At 43.1% G+C, this 17733-nt stretch carries 13 protein-coding genes; 9 read left to right on the plus strand and 4 right to left on the minus strand.

What is annotated here, in order from left to right; all coding sequences use genetic code 11:
• Positions 1-13: 13 nt before the first annotated feature.
• A complete protein-coding gene (locus GVT53_RS08015; protein WP_166248159.1) occupies positions 14-913 on the minus strand; it encodes a nucleoside hydrolase in 900 nt (299 codons plus the stop codon).
• A gap of 108 nt (positions 914-1021) precedes the next feature.
• Here GVT53_RS08015 and uvrA point away from each other — a divergent pair, with 108 nt between their 5' ends.
• The 5 genes from uvrA (at position 1022) to GVT53_RS08040 (ending at position 10473) form a co-directional block, all read left to right on the plus strand.
• Positions 1022-3883: an excinuclease ABC subunit UvrA gene (gene uvrA, locus GVT53_RS08020; protein ID WP_166248160.1), complete on the plus strand. Its 2862-nt coding sequence runs from the start codon at positions 1022-1024 to the stop codon at positions 3881-3883.
• Positions 3884-3898: 15 nt separating this feature from the next.
• Positions 3899-4585 carry an LOG family protein gene (locus GVT53_RS08025; RefSeq protein ID WP_166248161.1) on the plus strand — a complete coding sequence of 229 codons (687 nt, stop codon included), beginning with the start codon at positions 3899-3901 and terminating at the stop codon, positions 4583-4585.
• Positions 4545-7430, plus strand: a complete 2886-nt coding sequence (locus GVT53_RS08030) for a gluzincin family metallopeptidase (protein ID WP_166248162.1) — start codon at positions 4545-4547, stop codon at positions 7428-7430. Before GVT53_RS08025 ends, GVT53_RS08030 begins: the two co-directional genes overlap by 41 nt.
• A gap of 157 nt (positions 7431-7587) precedes the next feature.
• Entirely contained in the window at positions 7588-9999 is a 2412-nt protein-coding gene (locus GVT53_RS08035) for an alpha-ketoacid dehydrogenase subunit alpha/beta (protein ID WP_166248163.1), read from the plus strand.
• 96 nt (positions 10000-10095) lie between these two features.
• Entirely contained in the window at positions 10096-10473 is a 378-nt protein-coding gene (locus tag GVT53_RS08040) for a DoxX family protein (protein WP_166248164.1), read from the plus strand.
• A gap of 3 nt (positions 10474-10476) precedes the next feature.
• Here the strand turns inward: GVT53_RS08040 and holA are convergent, their stop codons facing one another.
• The gene (holA, locus tag GVT53_RS08045; protein ID WP_166248165.1) at positions 10477-11478 is read right to left on the minus strand and encodes a DNA polymerase III subunit delta; all 1002 of its coding nucleotides are present in this window, start codon (positions 11476-11478) and stop codon (positions 10477-10479) included.
• 26 nt (positions 11479-11504) lie between these two features.
• Between holA and GVT53_RS08050 the strand changes: the two genes are divergently transcribed.
• From GVT53_RS08050 to GVT53_RS08060, 3 genes are all read left to right on the plus strand, one after another.
• Positions 11505-11951 (plus strand): type I restriction enzyme HsdR N-terminal domain-containing protein, encoded by a 447-nt coding sequence (locus tag GVT53_RS08050; protein ID WP_166248166.1) that lies wholly within the window; start codon positions 11505-11507, stop codon positions 11949-11951.
• Between the two features lie 12 nt (positions 11952-11963).
• The gene (locus tag GVT53_RS08055; protein ID WP_166248167.1) at positions 11964-12965 is read left to right on the plus strand and encodes a glycosyltransferase family 2 protein; all 1002 of its coding nucleotides are present in this window, start codon (positions 11964-11966) and stop codon (positions 12963-12965) included.
• Between the two features lie 96 nt (positions 12966-13061).
• The gene (locus GVT53_RS08060) at positions 13062-13934 is read left to right on the plus strand and encodes an OmpA family protein (RefSeq protein ID WP_166248168.1); all 873 of its coding nucleotides are present in this window, start codon (positions 13062-13064) and stop codon (positions 13932-13934) included.
• A gap of 59 nt (positions 13935-13993) precedes the next feature.
• On the opposite strand, the gene GVT53_RS08065 is transcribed toward GVT53_RS08060, so the two are convergent.
• Positions 13994-14614, minus strand: a complete 621-nt coding sequence (locus GVT53_RS08065) for an L-threonylcarbamoyladenylate synthase (protein WP_166248169.1) — start codon at positions 14612-14614, stop codon at positions 13994-13996.
• Between the two features lie 237 nt (positions 14615-14851).
• Between GVT53_RS08065 and GVT53_RS08070 the strand changes: the two genes are divergently transcribed.
• Positions 14852-15478, plus strand: a complete 627-nt coding sequence (locus GVT53_RS08070; protein ID WP_166248170.1) for a hypothetical protein — start codon at positions 14852-14854, stop codon at positions 15476-15478.
• 7 nt (positions 15479-15485) lie between these two features.
• Here the strand turns inward: GVT53_RS08070 and GVT53_RS08075 are convergent, their stop codons facing one another.
• Positions 15486-17726 (minus strand): hypothetical protein, encoded by a 2241-nt coding sequence (locus GVT53_RS08075; RefSeq protein WP_166248171.1) that lies wholly within the window; start codon positions 17724-17726, stop codon positions 15486-15488.
• Positions 17727-17733: the final 7 nt, after the last annotated feature.

Here is a 17733-nt window from a genome sequence, read left to right on the forward strand (position 1 = left end):
TTCCTCAAAAAAACTACCGTTTTTCAAAAGCCGACAACACCTTGTAAAAATCTTGGTAAATCGCGTTCGCATCAATGGCACTGTAGTATGTAACTCTACGATTTCCACTATCCCGAGATGTTTGCACGATGGTGGTTTTGCCGAATTCAGGGTTTAAAAACACAGATACCAACGCCAAATCCCACAAAACCCTGCTTTTTCGGGCACCATCCAAATGGTCATCCCAGCGTTTGATCAAAAAATTGCCAAGTTTTGTGTTTCCAATGGCCTGAGAAAGCTCTTCATATCCAATTTCCATATCAACGGCCACGTTTATGGGCATTATGTTCATATCTACCTTGGAGTCCAACAAATAATCCAGTGCAAATGGATCCATCAAAGCATTGAAGTCATTTCTTTTGAGCACGTTGGTGTCAAAATCAATGGTGGTTCCCAACCAGTATATTTTAAGGTTTTCAGCAATTTCCGGGCTTATAAAAACAGCGGATGCCACATTGGTCAACGCGCCCAGGACCAAAACCGTTACTTCCTTGTTTTGTTTGGCTTGTGCTATAATGTTGTAGGCCGCCGCAGAGTGTTGTGCCCTATCCCCCCAATCGTACATGCGGGCTTGCGCGCCCCGAAGGGTTTTTACCTGCAATCCCATCTCACCCAATAGTTGTTGGTTTAGGCGGTGACTGTTTTCCATGGTCCGATTTACTGCCCAATGGCTGGTTTGCCAATGTGCGGCATTCAAAGCTGACACCTCGGTGCTGGAGTCCGCCAAAATAAGTGCCAGGGCATAAAAATCATCCACCTCGTTCCCTGTGTCGGCATCAACAATTACTTGTTGAGTCTGCCCCAAACCAAAGGCAAGACCGAGGAAGAACATAAAACACGGCAAAATGCGCTGTAACAAAAACTTAGGATTCATTTTAAAAAATTTATCCGATAAACTTACTGTTTATTTTATCAAAATGGTAACGGGCATCGGCTTCGTTTTTACATCCCAAATCGCTACATTTGAGGTTTGCTATGATTTATGATCAATTACGAGGAAAATATTGAGGTTAAGGGCGCAAGGGTCCATAACCTAAAAAATATAGATGTCACCATTCCACGGGAAAAACTGGTGGTCATCACGGGGCTTTCGGGGAGCGGAAAATCTTCTTTGGCCTTCGATACCATTTATGCGGAAGGCCAGCGGAGGTACATCGAAACCTTTTCGGCCTATGCGAGACAATTTTTGGGCGGACTGGAACGTCCCGATGTGGATAAAATCGATGGCCTGTCCCCAGTAATCGCCATCGAGCAGAAAACCACCTCAAAATCCCCGCGCTCCACGGTGGGTACCATCACAGAGGTTTATGACTTCCTTCGATTGCTGTTTGCCAGAGCCGGTGACGCCTACAGTTACAATACGGGCGAGAAAATGGTGAGCTACAGCGATGAGCAAATCAAGGATTTGATCATTGCATCATACAAGGACAAGAAAATCAATGTGCTTGCACCTGTCATCAAATCCAGAAAAGGGCATTATCGCGAACTTTTTGAACAGATTGCAAAGCAAGGTTTTGTAAAGGTGCGGGTCGATGGTGAGGTTACCGACATTACCAAAGGGATGAAGGTTGATCGCTACAAAACCCACGATATCGAGATTGTAATAGATCGTTTGAAGGTCGGTGACAGCGAAGATTTCCACAAACGCTTGAGCGAGACCATCAATACGGCCATGTACAGTGGGGACAATGTTTTGATGGTTTTGGAAGAGGGCGAAACCGAACCTCGCTATTTCAGCAGGGATTTAATGTGTCCCTCATCGGGCATCTCCTACCCCACTCCCGAGCCAAACACGTTTTCTTTCAACTCGCCGAAGGGAATGTGTCCCGAATGCAATGGTCTTGGTCATGTATACCAAGTAAACGAAGACAAAATCATCCCCAACAAAAAAATATCCATCAAATCGGGAGGACTTGCCCCCTTGGGCGAATACAAAAAATCTTGGGCCTTCAAACAACTTGAAACCATTGCGCAGCGCTATAATTTTGATTTGACGGATGCCATTGAAAAGATTCCGGAAGAAGCCATGAACGTTATTTTGAACGGTGGCAAAGAGAGTTTTGAAGTGGATTCCAAAAGTCTGGGCGTAAAAAGACAGTATAAAATTGATTACGAAGGCATTTCCAACTTCATCAAAACCCAGTATGAAGAAGCCAACTCCACTTCCATAAAACGTTGGGCCAAAGATTATATGGACAAGGTGGAATGTCCCAGTTGCAGTGGTTCCCGTTTGCGAAAAGAGTCCCTCTATTTTAAAATAGATGGCAAAAACATTGCCGAATTGGCACAGATGGATATTGCCGAGCTTGCCGCTTTCTTCAAGCATTTGGAAGATACGTTGGAAGGCAATCAGAAGAAGATTGCGGAGGAAATCATAAAAGAGATCAAAGCCCGTGTCGGGTTTTTATTGGATGTGGGGCTGGACTATCTCTCCTTGAACCGAAGTTCCAAGTCATTATCAGGCGGTGAGGCGCAACGTATTCGACTTGCTACGCAGATAGGTTCGCAATTGGTGGGTGTGCTTTACATTTTGGATGAACCCAGTATTGGTCTCCACCAGCGAGACAACGAACGATTGATTCACTCCTTGGAAGCACTACGCGATATTGGAAACTCCGTTATTGTGGTGGAACACGACCGTGATATGATCGAATGTGCGGACCACGTCATCGATATTGGTCCCAAAGCGGGCAAGCATGGTGGGGAAATCATTTCCGAAGGAAGTCCAAAAGATTTGGTGAACCAACAAACATTGACCGCACAGTATATTACCGGGGAGCTGGAAATTCCCGTCCCGAAAGAAAGACGTAAGGGAACCGGTAAAAAAATTACGCTATCGGGCTGCACGGGCAACAATCTTAAAAATGTATCGGTGGATTTCCCTTTGGGAAAATTGATCGGTGTTACTGGGGTATCCGGTAGTGGGAAATCCACTTTGGTGAACGAGACCCTCTACCCCATAATGAACGCCCATTATTTCAATGGCGTAAAAAAACCGATGCCCTATAAAAAAATCAAGGGGCTGGAGCATATTGACAAGGTCATCGACATCAACCAATCGCCGATTGGACGTACACCACGATCCAATCCCGCTACGTACACCGGAGTCTTCAGTGAAATACGCTCACTTTTCGCTAAAACTACCGAAGCAACCATTCGCGGCTATAAACCGGGGCGTTTTAGCTTTAATGTGGCCGGGGGAAGATGCGAAACCTGTCAGGGTGGCGGCCTTAAAGTCATTGAAATGAACTTCTTGCCCGATGTTTATGTGGAATGTGAAACCTGCAACGGGAAAAGATTCAACAGGGAAACCTTGGAAATACGGTACAAGGGTAAATCTATTGCCGATGTTTTGGAAATGACCATCAATGAAGCAGTGGATTTCTTTGAGAATATTCCAAAAATTCATCGTAAACTTAAGACAATAAAAGATGTAGGTTTGGGTTATATATCATTGGGGCAACAGTCCACTACCCTCTCTGGCGGAGAGGCCCAAAGGGTAAAGTTAGCTACCGAGCTTTCCAAACGGGACACTGGAAACACTTTTTACATCCTCGACGAACCAACAACAGGCTTGCATTTTGAAGACATTAGGGTGCTTATGGACGTACTCGACCGTTTGGTGGACAAGGGCAACACTATTTTGGTAATCGAACACAACATGGATGTGATCAAAATGATGGACCACATCATCGATATAGGATATGAAGGAGGAAGAGGAGGTGGAACGGTTGTTGCTACAGGTACGCCGGAAGAAGTGGCCAAGGACAAGAAAAGCTTTACCGCCAAATTTTTAAAGAAAGAACTGGAAAATACGAAACAAAAAATTGCACGCGCAGTTTAAATAAAAGTTATGCATATGCGAAGAGAGCAACATTCCAAAGGATGGAATGAGATCAAGACGAACGATTCATGGGCCATATTCAAAATTATGGGCGAGTTTGTCAATGGATTTGAAAAAATGAGCAGAATAGGTCCCTGTGTCTCCATTTTTGGGTCGGCAAGGGTTCGCGAAGGTCATCCTTATTATGATTTGGCCGTAAAAATATCCAAAAAAATAGCCGAAGCTGGCTACGGTGTGATCACCGGTGGTGGCCCAGGAATTATGGAGGCCGGTAACAAGGGGGCAAACTTAGCGGGGGGCACTTCCGTTGGATTGAACATTGACCTTCCTTTTGAACAGCACGACAATCCTTATATCGATGATGACAAAAGCCTTGACTTTGATTACTTTTTTGTGCGCAAAGTGATGTTTGTAAAATATTCGCAAGGTTTTGTGGTAATGCCGGGAGGTTTTGGCACATTGGATGAGTTTTTTGAGGCACTCACCCTTATCCAGACCCATAAAATACACACCTTCCCCATTATACTTGTGGGCACCGATTTTTGGAAAGGTTTGATGGAATGGATCAAAGATACCTTGGTCGAAGCGGGCAACATTAGCCCAAAGGACTTGGACCTGATCAAATTGGTGGACACAGAAGACGAAGTGGTAGAAATTATAGATGCCTTCTACAAGGGCAGAACCCTTAGTCCAAACTTTTAATCGTATCGCGTTGATCAACCATCGTACATTCCCCGGCATTTTTATGCTTATTCTTATGGTGTGCCCAACACTTTGGTCGCAACACCAAAATGAGATTGTGGCCACGCTCGATGGACCTACCAATCAGATTCGGATACGGCAGCATTTCACCTACGTCAATCAATCATCCCAAGGACTTTCAACACTTTATTTTAACGACTGGAACCATGCCTATTCCAACAAAAATACGGCACTGGCCAAAAGATTTGGAGAAGAGTTCAACAGGAGCTTGCACTTGGCAAAGGACAGGGAACGGGGCCATACCACCATCAAGACCATTGTGGACAACAACTACGCGGGACTGGACTGGAAAAGAAGGGGAAACACGGATATCATTGCCGTGAAGCTAAACCAGATCCTAAAGCCCGGAGAGTCTGTTAAGCTGTTTTTTACCTACACCATTAAATTGCCCGAAGCCAAGTTTACTGGATATGGACATACCGGCAACGGATATAATTTAAAGGACTGGTACCTTACCCCTGCAGTTTTTACAAATGGAGATTGGGAACTTTACGATAATATGAACCTGGACGATCTCTATACCGATATCACCGACACACGAATCAACTTCACTTTTCCGAATCTTTTATATGTGGCCTCCAATTATCGTATGTCTGTTGTTTCCAATTTTCCAGGTGGCCAGCACGTACAGCTATTTGGCGATAAAAGAAAAAGTTGTGAAATTATCCTCACCATTGATGAAAGGTTCACCAAACACATCACGGGCCATCTAAATATCACTACGGATATAGAGTCCAACAAATACGAAGAAATAGCCCAGGGCATATCCATAAACAATATTTCACAGTTTCTTTATGAGAACTTAGGGGAATACCCCCATGATAATCTCTTGGTAAGCGAATATGACTACAACAGGTCGCCACTTTACGGAATCAGTCAACTTCCTTCTTTTATAAGGCCCTACGAAGAGCGATTCCAGTTTGAAATGAAATTTTTAAAAACCGCCATCCGAAATTACCTGAAGGAATCATTATATCTAAATCCACGCAAAGAACGATGGGTAAACGATGCCATTGGGTATTACCTTATGATCAAGTTTGTGGAGGAGCATTATCCAGATCAAAAACTGATCGGAAAACTTTCCCGTATTTGGGGATTGAAGAACTTTCATTTGGCCCAAATGGATTTTAACGAACAATACGCCTTGTTCAGCATGCTGTCCGCCCGGAAAAACATTGACCAGGCGTTGACGACCTCCAACGATTCGTTGATCAAGTTCAATGAAAAAATCGCCAATGGGTATAAGGCGGGACTTGGAATGTCCTATTTATCCGCCTATTTGGGCAAAAGGGAAATAGATAGCACGGTACTGAACTTTTACAAAAATTACAAGCAAAAACAGGGTGTAAGCTCCCAAGACTTTAGAAAAACCATCGAAAAATATGCGGACAAAGATGTTGATTGGTTCTTTGACGAATATGTTTCCACGGACAAAAAAATAGACTTTAAAATCAAAAAAATCCAAAAGTCCGAAGATTCCATCACCTTCACCCTAAAAAACAAGCGGGGCACCAATGTGCCCATCTCGGTTTTTGGGCTGGCAAACGATTCGGTCGTGTCTCAGTATTGGTTTTCGGGCATAGATACCACAAGGAGTTTTACCATTCCCCGAAATAGTGAAGACCGTTTGGTGCTCAATTATGACCAAAAAATTCCGGAATTCAATCAACGGGACAATTGGAAAACACTGAACGGCTGGCTATCCAGTAACAAAAAGTTGAAATTTCAATTCTTCAAGGACACGGAAGACCCTTATTACAATCAGGTTTTTTATGTTCCGATCGCAAACTTTAACCTATACGACGGCATTACACCTGGTCTACGATTGTACAACAAAACCTTTTTAGAGCGCCAGTTCCAGTATGATATATCGCCCACCTACTCGTTTTTAGAGCGGACACTTGTGGGAAAAGTTGGATTCAGGTATCGTAAATATCATCAAAAAACAGGGCTGTACGTCACCAACTACTCGTTTTCGGCCTCCACATCACATTTTCAGGAAAACTCAAGATTTACCACAATTACCCCGGCCGTAAGTTTTGGGTGGCGACCCAACGATCTGCGCTCTAATCGGAGACAAAACCTTCTTTTTAGGTACCGAAGTGTGTACAGGAGCATCGATGAGAGCCTTGTCGGGGAATTGGATACCGATCCGGATTATGGGGTAATGAATGTAAGGTTCACCGACGTGGACAACAATATCCTCAACTATTCCCTATGGTCCATAGATGCCCAACATTCCAGTGAATTTACCAAACTGGCCCTGGAGCTGGAATACAGAAAACTGTTTCAGAGCAACCGACAGCTCAATTTGCGCTTTTATGCGGGTAAATTTTTAAGGAACAAGACCCAATCCAACTTTTTTAGTTTTGCTTTGGACAGGCCTACGGACTACATGTTCGATCTTGCCTATTTGGGCAGATCGGAGGATTCCGGGCTATACAGTCAGCAAGTGATCATTGCCGAGGGCGGGTTTAAATCAAAATTGGAAAACCCTTTTGCCAACGATTGGATCGCAACGACCAATGCAAGCACCAACATTTGGCGATGGATCGAAGCGTACGGTGATTTGGGCTTCATAAAAAATAAGGGGGACAACACCCGGTTTGTTTACGATTCGGGCATACGTTTAAATTTGGTCACGGATTATTTTGAACTCTACTTCCCCGTATATTCCAATCGAGGGTGGGAAATAGCGCAGGACAACTATGGGGAACGCATACGGTTTATAGTCACCATTAGCCCCAGAACCCTAACAGGACTGTTCACTAGAAAGTGGTTTTAATTATCAAATCAATAATACGACAAGCACAAAACCAGGTTTAGTTATCATAATTTTATTTTTAATCCTCTTTTTTTAATAAATTCTAAATTTATTAACGATAGTGGATATTGCAATTTTGATGTATTTTTAGTAGGTTTGCATAAATCTTGAATCATCCATGAAACCTAACCCTAGTACAAGTAACGATATCTCCTTTGACGATTTCAAATCCCAGATCCTCCAGGATTACGAGACGGCCGTTACAAGCAGGGAATGCAGTGTATTGGGGCGTCGTGAAGTACTTTCCGGAAAGGCAAAGTTTGGAATCTTCGGAGACGGAAAGGAGCTTCCGCAACTTGCCATGGCAAGAGCATTTCAAGATGGTGATTTTAGAAGTGGCTATTATCGCGATCAAACCTTTATGATGGCCTTGGGCTATTTAAGCCCAAAAGCATTTTTTCATGGACTGTACGCAACGACCGACCTTGAAAAAGAACCCATGAGTGCCGGAAGGCAAATGGGGGGACACTTTGTGACCCACAGTCTGAACGAGGACGGTACTTGGAAAAACTTAACGGAACAAAAGAACAGCAGTGCGGACATTTCGTGTACCGCAGGCCAAATGCCACGACTGCTCGGTCTGGCACAGGCATCCAAAATATACAGGCATGTCGAGGGCATAGACCAGACCAATTTCTCCAAAAACGGAAATGAGGTAGCTTGGGGAACCATTGGCAACGCAAGTACCAGTGAGGGACACTTTTTTGAGACCTTGAACGCTGCAGGTGTAATGCAGGTTCCGATGGTGATCAGTATTTGGGACGACGAATACGGAATTTCAGTGCCGTCGGAATTCCATACCACCAAAGGCAATATCTCCGAGGCCATGAGCGGTTTACAGCGAGATGAAGAACATAAAGGATATGAAATACTGAAAGTAAAGGGTTGGGACTATACAGCACTGATCCATGCCTTTGAAAATGCATCCGACATTGCCCGCGAGGAACACGTACCGGTGCTCATCCACGTCACAGAACTTACACAGCCGCAAGGTCACTCCACATCAGGTTCGCATGAAAGGTATAAATCTGCAGAACGTTTGGAATGGGAACGGGAGAACGATTGCAACAAACGTTTTAGGGAGTGGATCATTGAAAATGGCATAAGCACCGAAGAAGCGCTTAAAAAAGTAGAGCGTGAGATAAAACATAAAGTCCGCGCAGCCAAAAAAGAAGCATGGTCGGAATTTTTAAAGCCTCAATTGGCCGCAAAAAAGGAATTGGTGCAATTATTGGAAAAAGCGGCGGAGCAAAGCCCGAACAGAGCTTTTATCAACAAATCCAAAAATGATTTGATTGCCATTGAAGAGCCTTTGAAGAAAGACCTGGCCTCAAAATCCAGGCAAGCTCTGCGTTATCTTTTGGGTGAATCGACCCCCGAGAAAAAACAGCTTCAACAATGGGTAAATAATTTTTTGAAGACCAATGAGCCCCAATATAGTTCGCATCTTTACAATGAGCTGGACAACAAGGCCACCAAGATAACAGCCGTACCACCATCATACCCTGACAAAGTGGAGGAAGTTGATGGCAGAATCATTTTAAGGGACAATTTTGACGCCCTCTTTACCAAATATCCCAATGCACTGATTTTTGGGGAAGATACCGGTAACATAGGTGATGTAAACCAAGGGCTGGAAGGGCTTCAAAAAAAATATGGTGAACTGCGGGTCGCCGATACCGGGATACGCGAAACATCCATAATAGGTCAAGGAATTGGCATGGCGCTGCGCGGATTGCGTCCCATTGCCGAAATACAATATTTGGATTATATACTTTATGCCATCCAAACCTTGAGCGACGACCTGGCCACCTTAATGTACCGGACCGTGGGCAAGCAAAAAGCACCGCTCATAGTTCGCACGCGCGGGCACCGCTTGGAAGGTATCTGGCATTCCGGGTCCCCCATGGGCGGATTGGTCCATTTATTACGCGGAATGTACATCTTGGCGCCCAGAAACATGACCCAAGCTGCAGGGTTTTACAATACGCTTATGAAGAGTGATGAACCCGCTTTGATCATAGAAAGTCTTAACGGTTATCGCTTAAAAGAACAAAAACCTTCTAACCTTGGTGAATTCTGCACCCCTATCGGAAAAGTGGAAACCTTAAAGGAGGGAACGGACATTACACTGTTGTCCTACGGCTCAACACTACGTATTGTTGAAAAAGTAGCGAACGACCTATTGGAAGTTGGTATTGATGCCGAGGTGATCGATGCCCAATCCCTTTTACCGTTTGATCTGGATCACGATGTGGTTAAAAGCCTAAAAAAAACCAACCGTTTCTTGGTGATAGACGAAGATGTACCGGGCGGTTGTTCCGCATATTTAATGCAAGAGGTAGTGGAAAAGCAAGGTGGGTACAAGTATCTGGACAGTGCGCCACAAACCTTATCGGCCAAGGCCCACCGACCGGCCTATGCATCGGATGGCGATTACTTTTCCAAACCCAATGCCGAGGACATTTTTGAAAAAGTGTACCAAATAATGCACGAATCAGACCCAAATTCCTATCCCGAATTGCGTTGATTTTCTTTATCCGTCAATTCAAAAGTGCTTTTCGTCAATTAATGTTGCGTTTTTTAAAACATAATTTATATTTTCACGTGCATTAATTTTCCCCACATGAAAAACAATACTTTGATACACTTGGGTCTTGCAATATTGAGAATAGTTCCATCTGCATTTATGCTCACCCATGGTTATCCAAAACTTATGAATCTGATCAACGGAAATACGGAATTTGCCAATCCTTTTGGTATTGGCCAAGCTCCAACATTGTTTTTGACCGTTGTAGCGGAATTTGTATGTCCGTTATTGATCATTATAGGTTTTAAAACAAGATGGGCCGCCATCCCGACCGCAATTACCATGTTTGTGGCAGGGTTTGTAATCCACGGCGCCGACCCTTTCGGAAGAAAGGAAATGGCTTTGCTATACCTTACCGTGTTCGTGGTTATCATGCTATTGGGTCCGGGTAAGTACAGCGTGGACAAAAAATAATCTTTAGATTATTTCGGAAAGGAGTTCCTTCAGTAAATCGGCCTGCGCCATGTTACTGGCCCCTACCCCTTTGCCCTTGAGGTCCAACGTCCTTAAACTGGAAATTATACCGCTCACTCTTTTCATAGGGTAATTTTTTGCGGCCACCACGTACTCGTTCACGAAATAAGGGTTTACACCAAGTACCTTGGCCACGTTACCGGGGGAATGGTCCTTAAGGCCATGGTATTGTAAGAGCTGTGTAAAAAAGGTATTCAGTAATGTGACCGTTACAACAAAAGGGTTGTCCTTTGGGTTTTGGGCGAAGTAATCAATAATTCGTGATGCCTTTTTGACGTCACGCTCCCCGATCGCCTTTTTTAGCTCAAAATTATTGAAATCCTTACTTATTCCTATGTGCTCCTCGATCAACTCCGGCGTTATTTCCGTGGTAGGCGGTACGATCAACGTCAACTTGTCTAGTTCGTTACTGATCTTGCTCAAATCGGTTCCCAAAAATTCCACCAACATTATGCAGGACTTGGGGGAAATCTTATACTTTTTGCCCGCCAAGGTCCTGCGGATCCAATCGGCAACCTGATTATCGTACAGTTTTTTACTTTCAAAAAGCTCCCCGCTCTTTTTAATGGCCTTGTAGAGTTTTTTTCGCTTATCCAGTTTTTTGTACTTGTAACAGAGTACTAAAATGGTGGTCGGCTGGGGGTTCTCGGCATAGGAAACAAGGTTTTCGATGGTCCTGGAGAGGTGCTGTGCCTCTTTTACGATCACCACTTGGTACTGCGCCATCATGGGAAAGCGCTTCGCGTTGGCAACAATATCGTCAATAGTGGTATCCTTGCCATAAAGTACCATCTGGTTAAAGCCCTTTTCGTCTTCCGTAAGCACGTTTTGGGCAATGTATTGGGAAATCCTATCAATATAATAAGGCTCCTCCCCCATTAAAAAATAAATAGGTTTTGGATTACCGTTCTTGATTTCCGATACAATCTCCTTTACTTTGTCCATTCAAAATAATTCACCAGTTTTGTCCAATGCAAGATTTGAACTTTCCCCCGTATTCGTTTAGGGTCAAAAATAGCCAAAATAGACAGTACATTTTTGACGGGATACGTAAAAAATTTGTGATACTTCAACCAGAGGAATGGGTACGGCAACACGTACTCCGGTATTTGGTGTTCACAAAAAATTACCCAAAGAGCCTTATCAATGTGGAAAAGCAACTGGTGGTGAACGATTTGAAAAAAAGGTATGATGTTGTGGTATTTGATCCTGATGGCACCATTAACCTATTGATCGAGTGCAAATCGCCCGATGTGAAGGTTACCCAAGATACCTTTGACCAAATTGCACGGTACAATTATAAACTAGAGGCCAAACACTTGATGGTGACCAATGGCATGGACCATTATTATTGCAAAATGGACCACGAAAATGAAAAGTACACGTTTTTGAAGGATATTCCTGATTTTAGCCGTTAATTTGCCTCCGTTTTGAAAATCGCCGTAGTCATACTCAACTGGAATGGGGAAGCCTTGCTCGAAAGGTTCCTGCCTTCGATTACGGAATACTCCCATGGAGCGGAGATTTATGTGGTGGACAATAACAGCACCGACGGATCGGTGGATTTTCTAAAACAGAACTACCCAACGGTCGGAATCGTTCAGAATAGTAGCAACGGTGGTTTTGCCAAAGGTTATAACGATGGCCTTAAGCATATTGAAGCCGATGTATTCTGTTTACTGAATTCCGATGTGGAAGTAACTCCCAATTGGCTGGAACCCATCAAGGATGCTTTTAAGTCTATTCCTGAAGCTTCCATCATCCAACCCAAAATTTTGGACCTCACGCAAAAAGATCATTTTGAATATGCCGGTGCGGCAGGCGGGTTCATTGATATGTTCGGGTACCCGTTTTGCAGGGGACGTATTTTCCAGACCATAGAAAAGGACGAGGGGCAGTACAACGATATTCAGGAAGTGTTCTGGGCCACGGGAGCATGTATGTTCGTTAAAAGTGATGTATTTCATCAACTGGAAGGCTTTGATGAAGATTATTTTGCCCATCAAGAAGAAATAGATCTTTGTTGGCGCGCCAAAAATGCAGGTCACAAAATTTATTATGTGGGCCACAGCAGCGTTTACCATTTAGGGGGCAGTACGTTATCCAACATGAACCCCAAAAAAACATTCCTGAATTTTAGAAATTCCCTGTACTCCATCACCAAGAACCTTCCCAGCAAAAAAGCGTTGCCCTTGGTATTCGCAAGATTGCTCTTGGATGCAGTGGCCGCCCTACGCTTTGTTGCCCAGTTCAAGTTCGACCATTGCTTTGCCATATTAAGGGCCCATCTCAGTTTTTATGCTAACTTTATAAAAATGTATAAAAAGCGGGAAAAAGCTAATTTTATATTAAAATATTACATCACGACATCCATAGTGTGGTCCTACTTCGTACATCAAGTAGAGAATTTTAACATTTTAGTAAAAGATTAACGATACCGAAATATGGGAACTTGGCTTTTTCTCTAATTTTGGTTTAGTTTTTTAACATTTGATATATCTAACAATCCTTAAATTATACTCTGAACTATGAAAAAAATTTTTCTAGGAACATTGGCGATGACAGTCCTATTATCCTCTTGCGTATCGCAAAAGAAATATGCCGAACTGGAGGCCAAGCACAAAGAAGCACAAGACCTATTGAACTCTGCAACCGTTAAATTGAACGATTGCTTGGAAGAAAAAGCAACCGCAGACTCTAGGTTGAAAACTCTCGAAGATCAAAATGCATTCCTTAAAGCGAACAACCAAGAGCTCATAAACAATATGGGCAACTTGACCACGCTTACAACCAAAGGTGCAGAAAACCTTGAAAAATCTTTGGAAAGCTTAAAAGAAAAAGACCTTACCATTAGAAAACTGCAAGATGCCGTTACACGCAGGGATTCTGTAAACCTTTCTTTGGTACAGAGCTTAAAAGGTGTATTGGGCAACTTGGACGATGAAGACATCGAAATCAGTGTTGAAAAAGGTGTGGTATTCGTATCCATCTCCGACAAACTATTGTTTAGAAGCGGAAGCTACAACGTAACCAATGCTGCAAAAGAAGTACTTGGAAAAGTAGCCAAAGTGGTAAACAACAAACCTGATTTTGAATTTATGGTAGAAGGACACACTGATAATGTACCTTACAGAAGCGGTGTTCTACTTGACAACTGGGATTTGAGTGCCAAAAGAGCAACATCCGTTGTTAGGATACTACAAGATGATTTTGGTGTAGACCCTGCAAGAATGACTGCTGCCGGACGTAGCTACTACGTACCATTGGTTGGCAACGATACTTCTGCAAACAGAGCCAAAAACAGAAGAACAAGAATTGTTGTACTTCCAAAAATCGATCAGTTCTATAGCATGATCGAAGAAGGAATGAAGGACCCTGCTATCGGAGGTTCCGGCAAATAAAAAATAAGCTCAAGCTTATAAAAAAGGAAAGCGGCCAAATATTTGGCCGCTTTTTTTTGTCAATAAATATCAAGGCTTCCTTTGCCCTCACGGATAACTTCCGGTTCATCACCGGATAGATCTATGACAGTGGAAGCAACATTGTCCCCGTAGCCCCCATCAATCACAACATCCACAAGATTTTGCCACTTTTCATAAATTAGCTCGGGATCTGTGGTATATTCCAAAATATCGTCATCATCACGAATAGATGTAGAAACAATGGGATGTCCCAATCCGGCCACCAAGGCTCGTGCAATTGAATTATCGGGCACACGAATACCTACGGTCTTCTTTTTCTTAAAATCCTTCGGTAGATTGTTGTTTCCCGGTAGAATAAAAGTATACGGGCCCGGCAAAGTCCTCTTAAGAATCTTGAACGTAGGGCTGTCTATTTGGCGAACATAATCGGATAAATTGCTCAGGTCGGCACAAATAAAGGACCAATTGGCCTTTTCCAACTTTACCCCTTTTATTCTTGCAATGCGCTGCAATGCCTTTGAATTGGTAATATCGCAACCTAATCCGTAAACCGTATCGGTAGGATAAATTACAAGTCCGCCCCTTTTCAGCACATCCACAACTTGTTGTACCTGTTTGGGGTTCGGGTTTTCTTCATAAAGTTTTATAAACTCTGCCATCTTATCAAAATATTGGGATCAACATAAGGGGTTGACTACAAAGATAATATTAAATACACCTTGCTAGAAAAGGATTCAATCCCTGTTAAATATATGATAAAGCACCCAACCCAAGATCTTTTCAGAATCTATATATAAAGTGAAAAGGGGCATTCGTCAATTCAAATGGGGGTTACATAAATTATACCCCTAAAGATTGATAATAATACTGCAACTTTAAATCAAAATTATACCGCTATGAAATTAAAAACATATGCTCCGTTGATCTTGACCTCTCTTCTTTTGATATTTTTTATAGGTTGTGATTCGCAAAACAAGTCAGAACAAAATCAGCTGGACACAAAAGAAACCTTGGCCCAATTGGACGTCCTTTTGGGACAATTGGAAAAATTGGAGGTTACGGGGTGCAAAAACATTGATGGTATTGTGATCATTAATGAAAAGATAAGGGGATTGATAGAAAATATACGGACCAGCAAAAAGTTTGATAATTTGGTGGATACTTTTAACAAAAACCAGCACCGAATTGACTTAGTTGTCTCAGAAGACGAACAATTCGCAATTTTCTCTTGGGAAACCAAAATGGACTGTTTGGGCAACCAAATCAAAAACATTGCGCTATATAAAACAAACGAAAAAGTAAGGGTGTCCTCTTTATATGGCACACCAATGCTGTACCGTGAAATTTCGCAGACCGAGCTAAATCACCAAATGTATTATATCCTTGGTGGAAACACTGCTGAGAACACTTCGAAAGTGACCCAGAAAATCTATAAAATCACCAACGGTTACATTGAAGAAGCCCAAATACCGTTACAAGAGTTGTCGTACAACAAAAAGAGCCTTATTACTTTTGATGAATGAATACCATTTAATCATCAACACCGCTTTGCCTGTAAAAGCCTATATCATCCAAAATAACAACCCCCAAGGTATCTTCGTCAAAAACCAGGGCAATATGCTTAAGTTTTGATAAATCAAGACTGTCGTTCATTTTTAAGAAAGACGAAATGGACACATAACAACTCTTTAACTGAATTTCGGAATTGTTCCCGATCATATCCTTGTCCAAAAACTTGAACTTGGTAAACTTGGTCCTTATGGTACCGGGCAACCTATTGTGATCGGCCAACGCTACTCCTGCCGAGTTTCCTAAACTGTCTTTCAGTACAATACTAAAATTGAATCCCACTTTTGGGTCTTCCGTCTTTTTTTCCTTCGTCTTTTTGTCTTCATCCCCGATTTCTAATTCAGCGATGTCCCCCATAGCCATTGAAATTGCCAAAGTATCAGCGGTCCCAAAATGCTGCAACGTGTCCGGTAAATTAATTGTATACGTGGGCAAGGAATCATTATCAACGTCCGGGCCATAGCTCCATCCAAGTACAAGGGCGTTGTTCTGTTGGCTTCCCCCATCTCGGGATTCCAATTCCATTTCACGCCAAACTTTAAAGTTCTTTGCGGACAATTGCACTCCTTTACATGCACGGGTCACATCCAAATCGCCCTCAAAATCTACAAGTACCTGCTTATTTGCATCACTGTATTGGCTCCTGTAATCTTCCTTTGGCAGCCAATTGCTCACCAAATCCACATTTTTGAACATGGGCCGGTACCTTTCGTTCCCATTTAACACCGCTTCTGCAAAACCGCTTACATAAACCTCGGCGACCTTCCGTTGTTCTTCACCCGAAACCAAAGGCTCAAGGTTGAGCAACCATTTCATAGGAGCACCAAAATCCGAACGTCCCCAAGTGGAGTTAAACTGACCATGGTTTGCATGGTTCATATACAGACCAGCTTTAAATCCGTCAAAATCATCTGAAAATTGTAAACGATGGAAAGGACGCATCCCCCAGAAACTGGTCTCATCCGAATCATAAGCTCCTTGAATACTCAAATAATTGATATCCTTTAGGCTGATTTCCCGATCATAGCGATAATCTGTTGGTGCAATGGTGATTATCCCTTTGATGCCATAACCAAAATCAAACTTTTCGTTACCGTTATCGGGAAATCTATCCAGTTTGTTGAACGCTGCGGCTATGGACACGGCCTCTCCTCCCCTGGAATGACCTACAAGAACAATATTGTCCATATCCACCTTACCGGCCAATTCGGAATTACTGTCTTGGTTCCATTGGTTCCATTGTTCCAAATGTTTGAGCAACAACCAGCCACGAACGGGCATTTCCTTGCCCATAAAGTCGCCCGACCAATGACCGTTGATAAAATTCTCATCCACTGAGACCCCTATGATTCCCCTACTGGCCAAAAGCTCTCCAAGATAGGCGTAGCCACCATCGGAATAATCGAGCATGCTGTGGTTGCCATGCACCATCATCACCATTGGGAAAGGTCCTTCGCCCTTGGGCATGTACACACGGGCATTCAACGGAAAACTGTCCACTCCAAAGCCCCAATATTTTTCGCGCCACTTTTTCTTTTTCCCTTTCCATTCCGGCAACAACAAGGAAGCATCAACAGTTGGTGTCTTTATCTTGATACCTTCGGCATATTCAGGTCTTTTTTCATCCGTTCCACTGCCGTAGGTAAAAACCTCGACCTCAAAATTGCCTTTTTCAGAAGGGTCATCAACCCCCAATTCGCTCAGCGTAGTTACGGATATACCTTCTTCGGGTGATAGCTCTTCCAAATACGGGTCCCCATTTAGGGCATTGAATCCGTAAAACCCTAAAGCTATCAGCACAATACCAAGAACTACAAGTATGCTTCCAGTTCCCGTATTTTTCTTTTTGATGATTTGCCGGACACCCAAAACAATAAATACGAGGCAGATAAATCCGAACAAAGCAAGACCATAAAACAGAATGGATGGCCACCTAAAGGCGTACATGCGCATAATGTAAAGGGCCAAAAATCCGCCCAAAACCGAGGTTACAAGGGTCAAGGGTATTTGTTTGACCAACGGTGCCAGCCAAGTGAGCAGAAATTTTAATAGAACGATGAGAACAAAACCTATCAGTATTCCGGCCAACATAGTTACCCAGGCAGGGTATCCAATTGCGTAGTGATAACCGGCCACTCCAAAAAGTGTGACAACAAGAATGGCAACCGCTAAAAATACAGGTCTAAAAAAATGATTCTTCATAGGGGGA

The organism is Flagellimonas oceani, assembly GCF_011068285.1.
GTDB lineage: Bacteria > Bacteroidota > Bacteroidia > Flavobacteriales > Flavobacteriaceae > Flagellimonas > Flagellimonas oceani.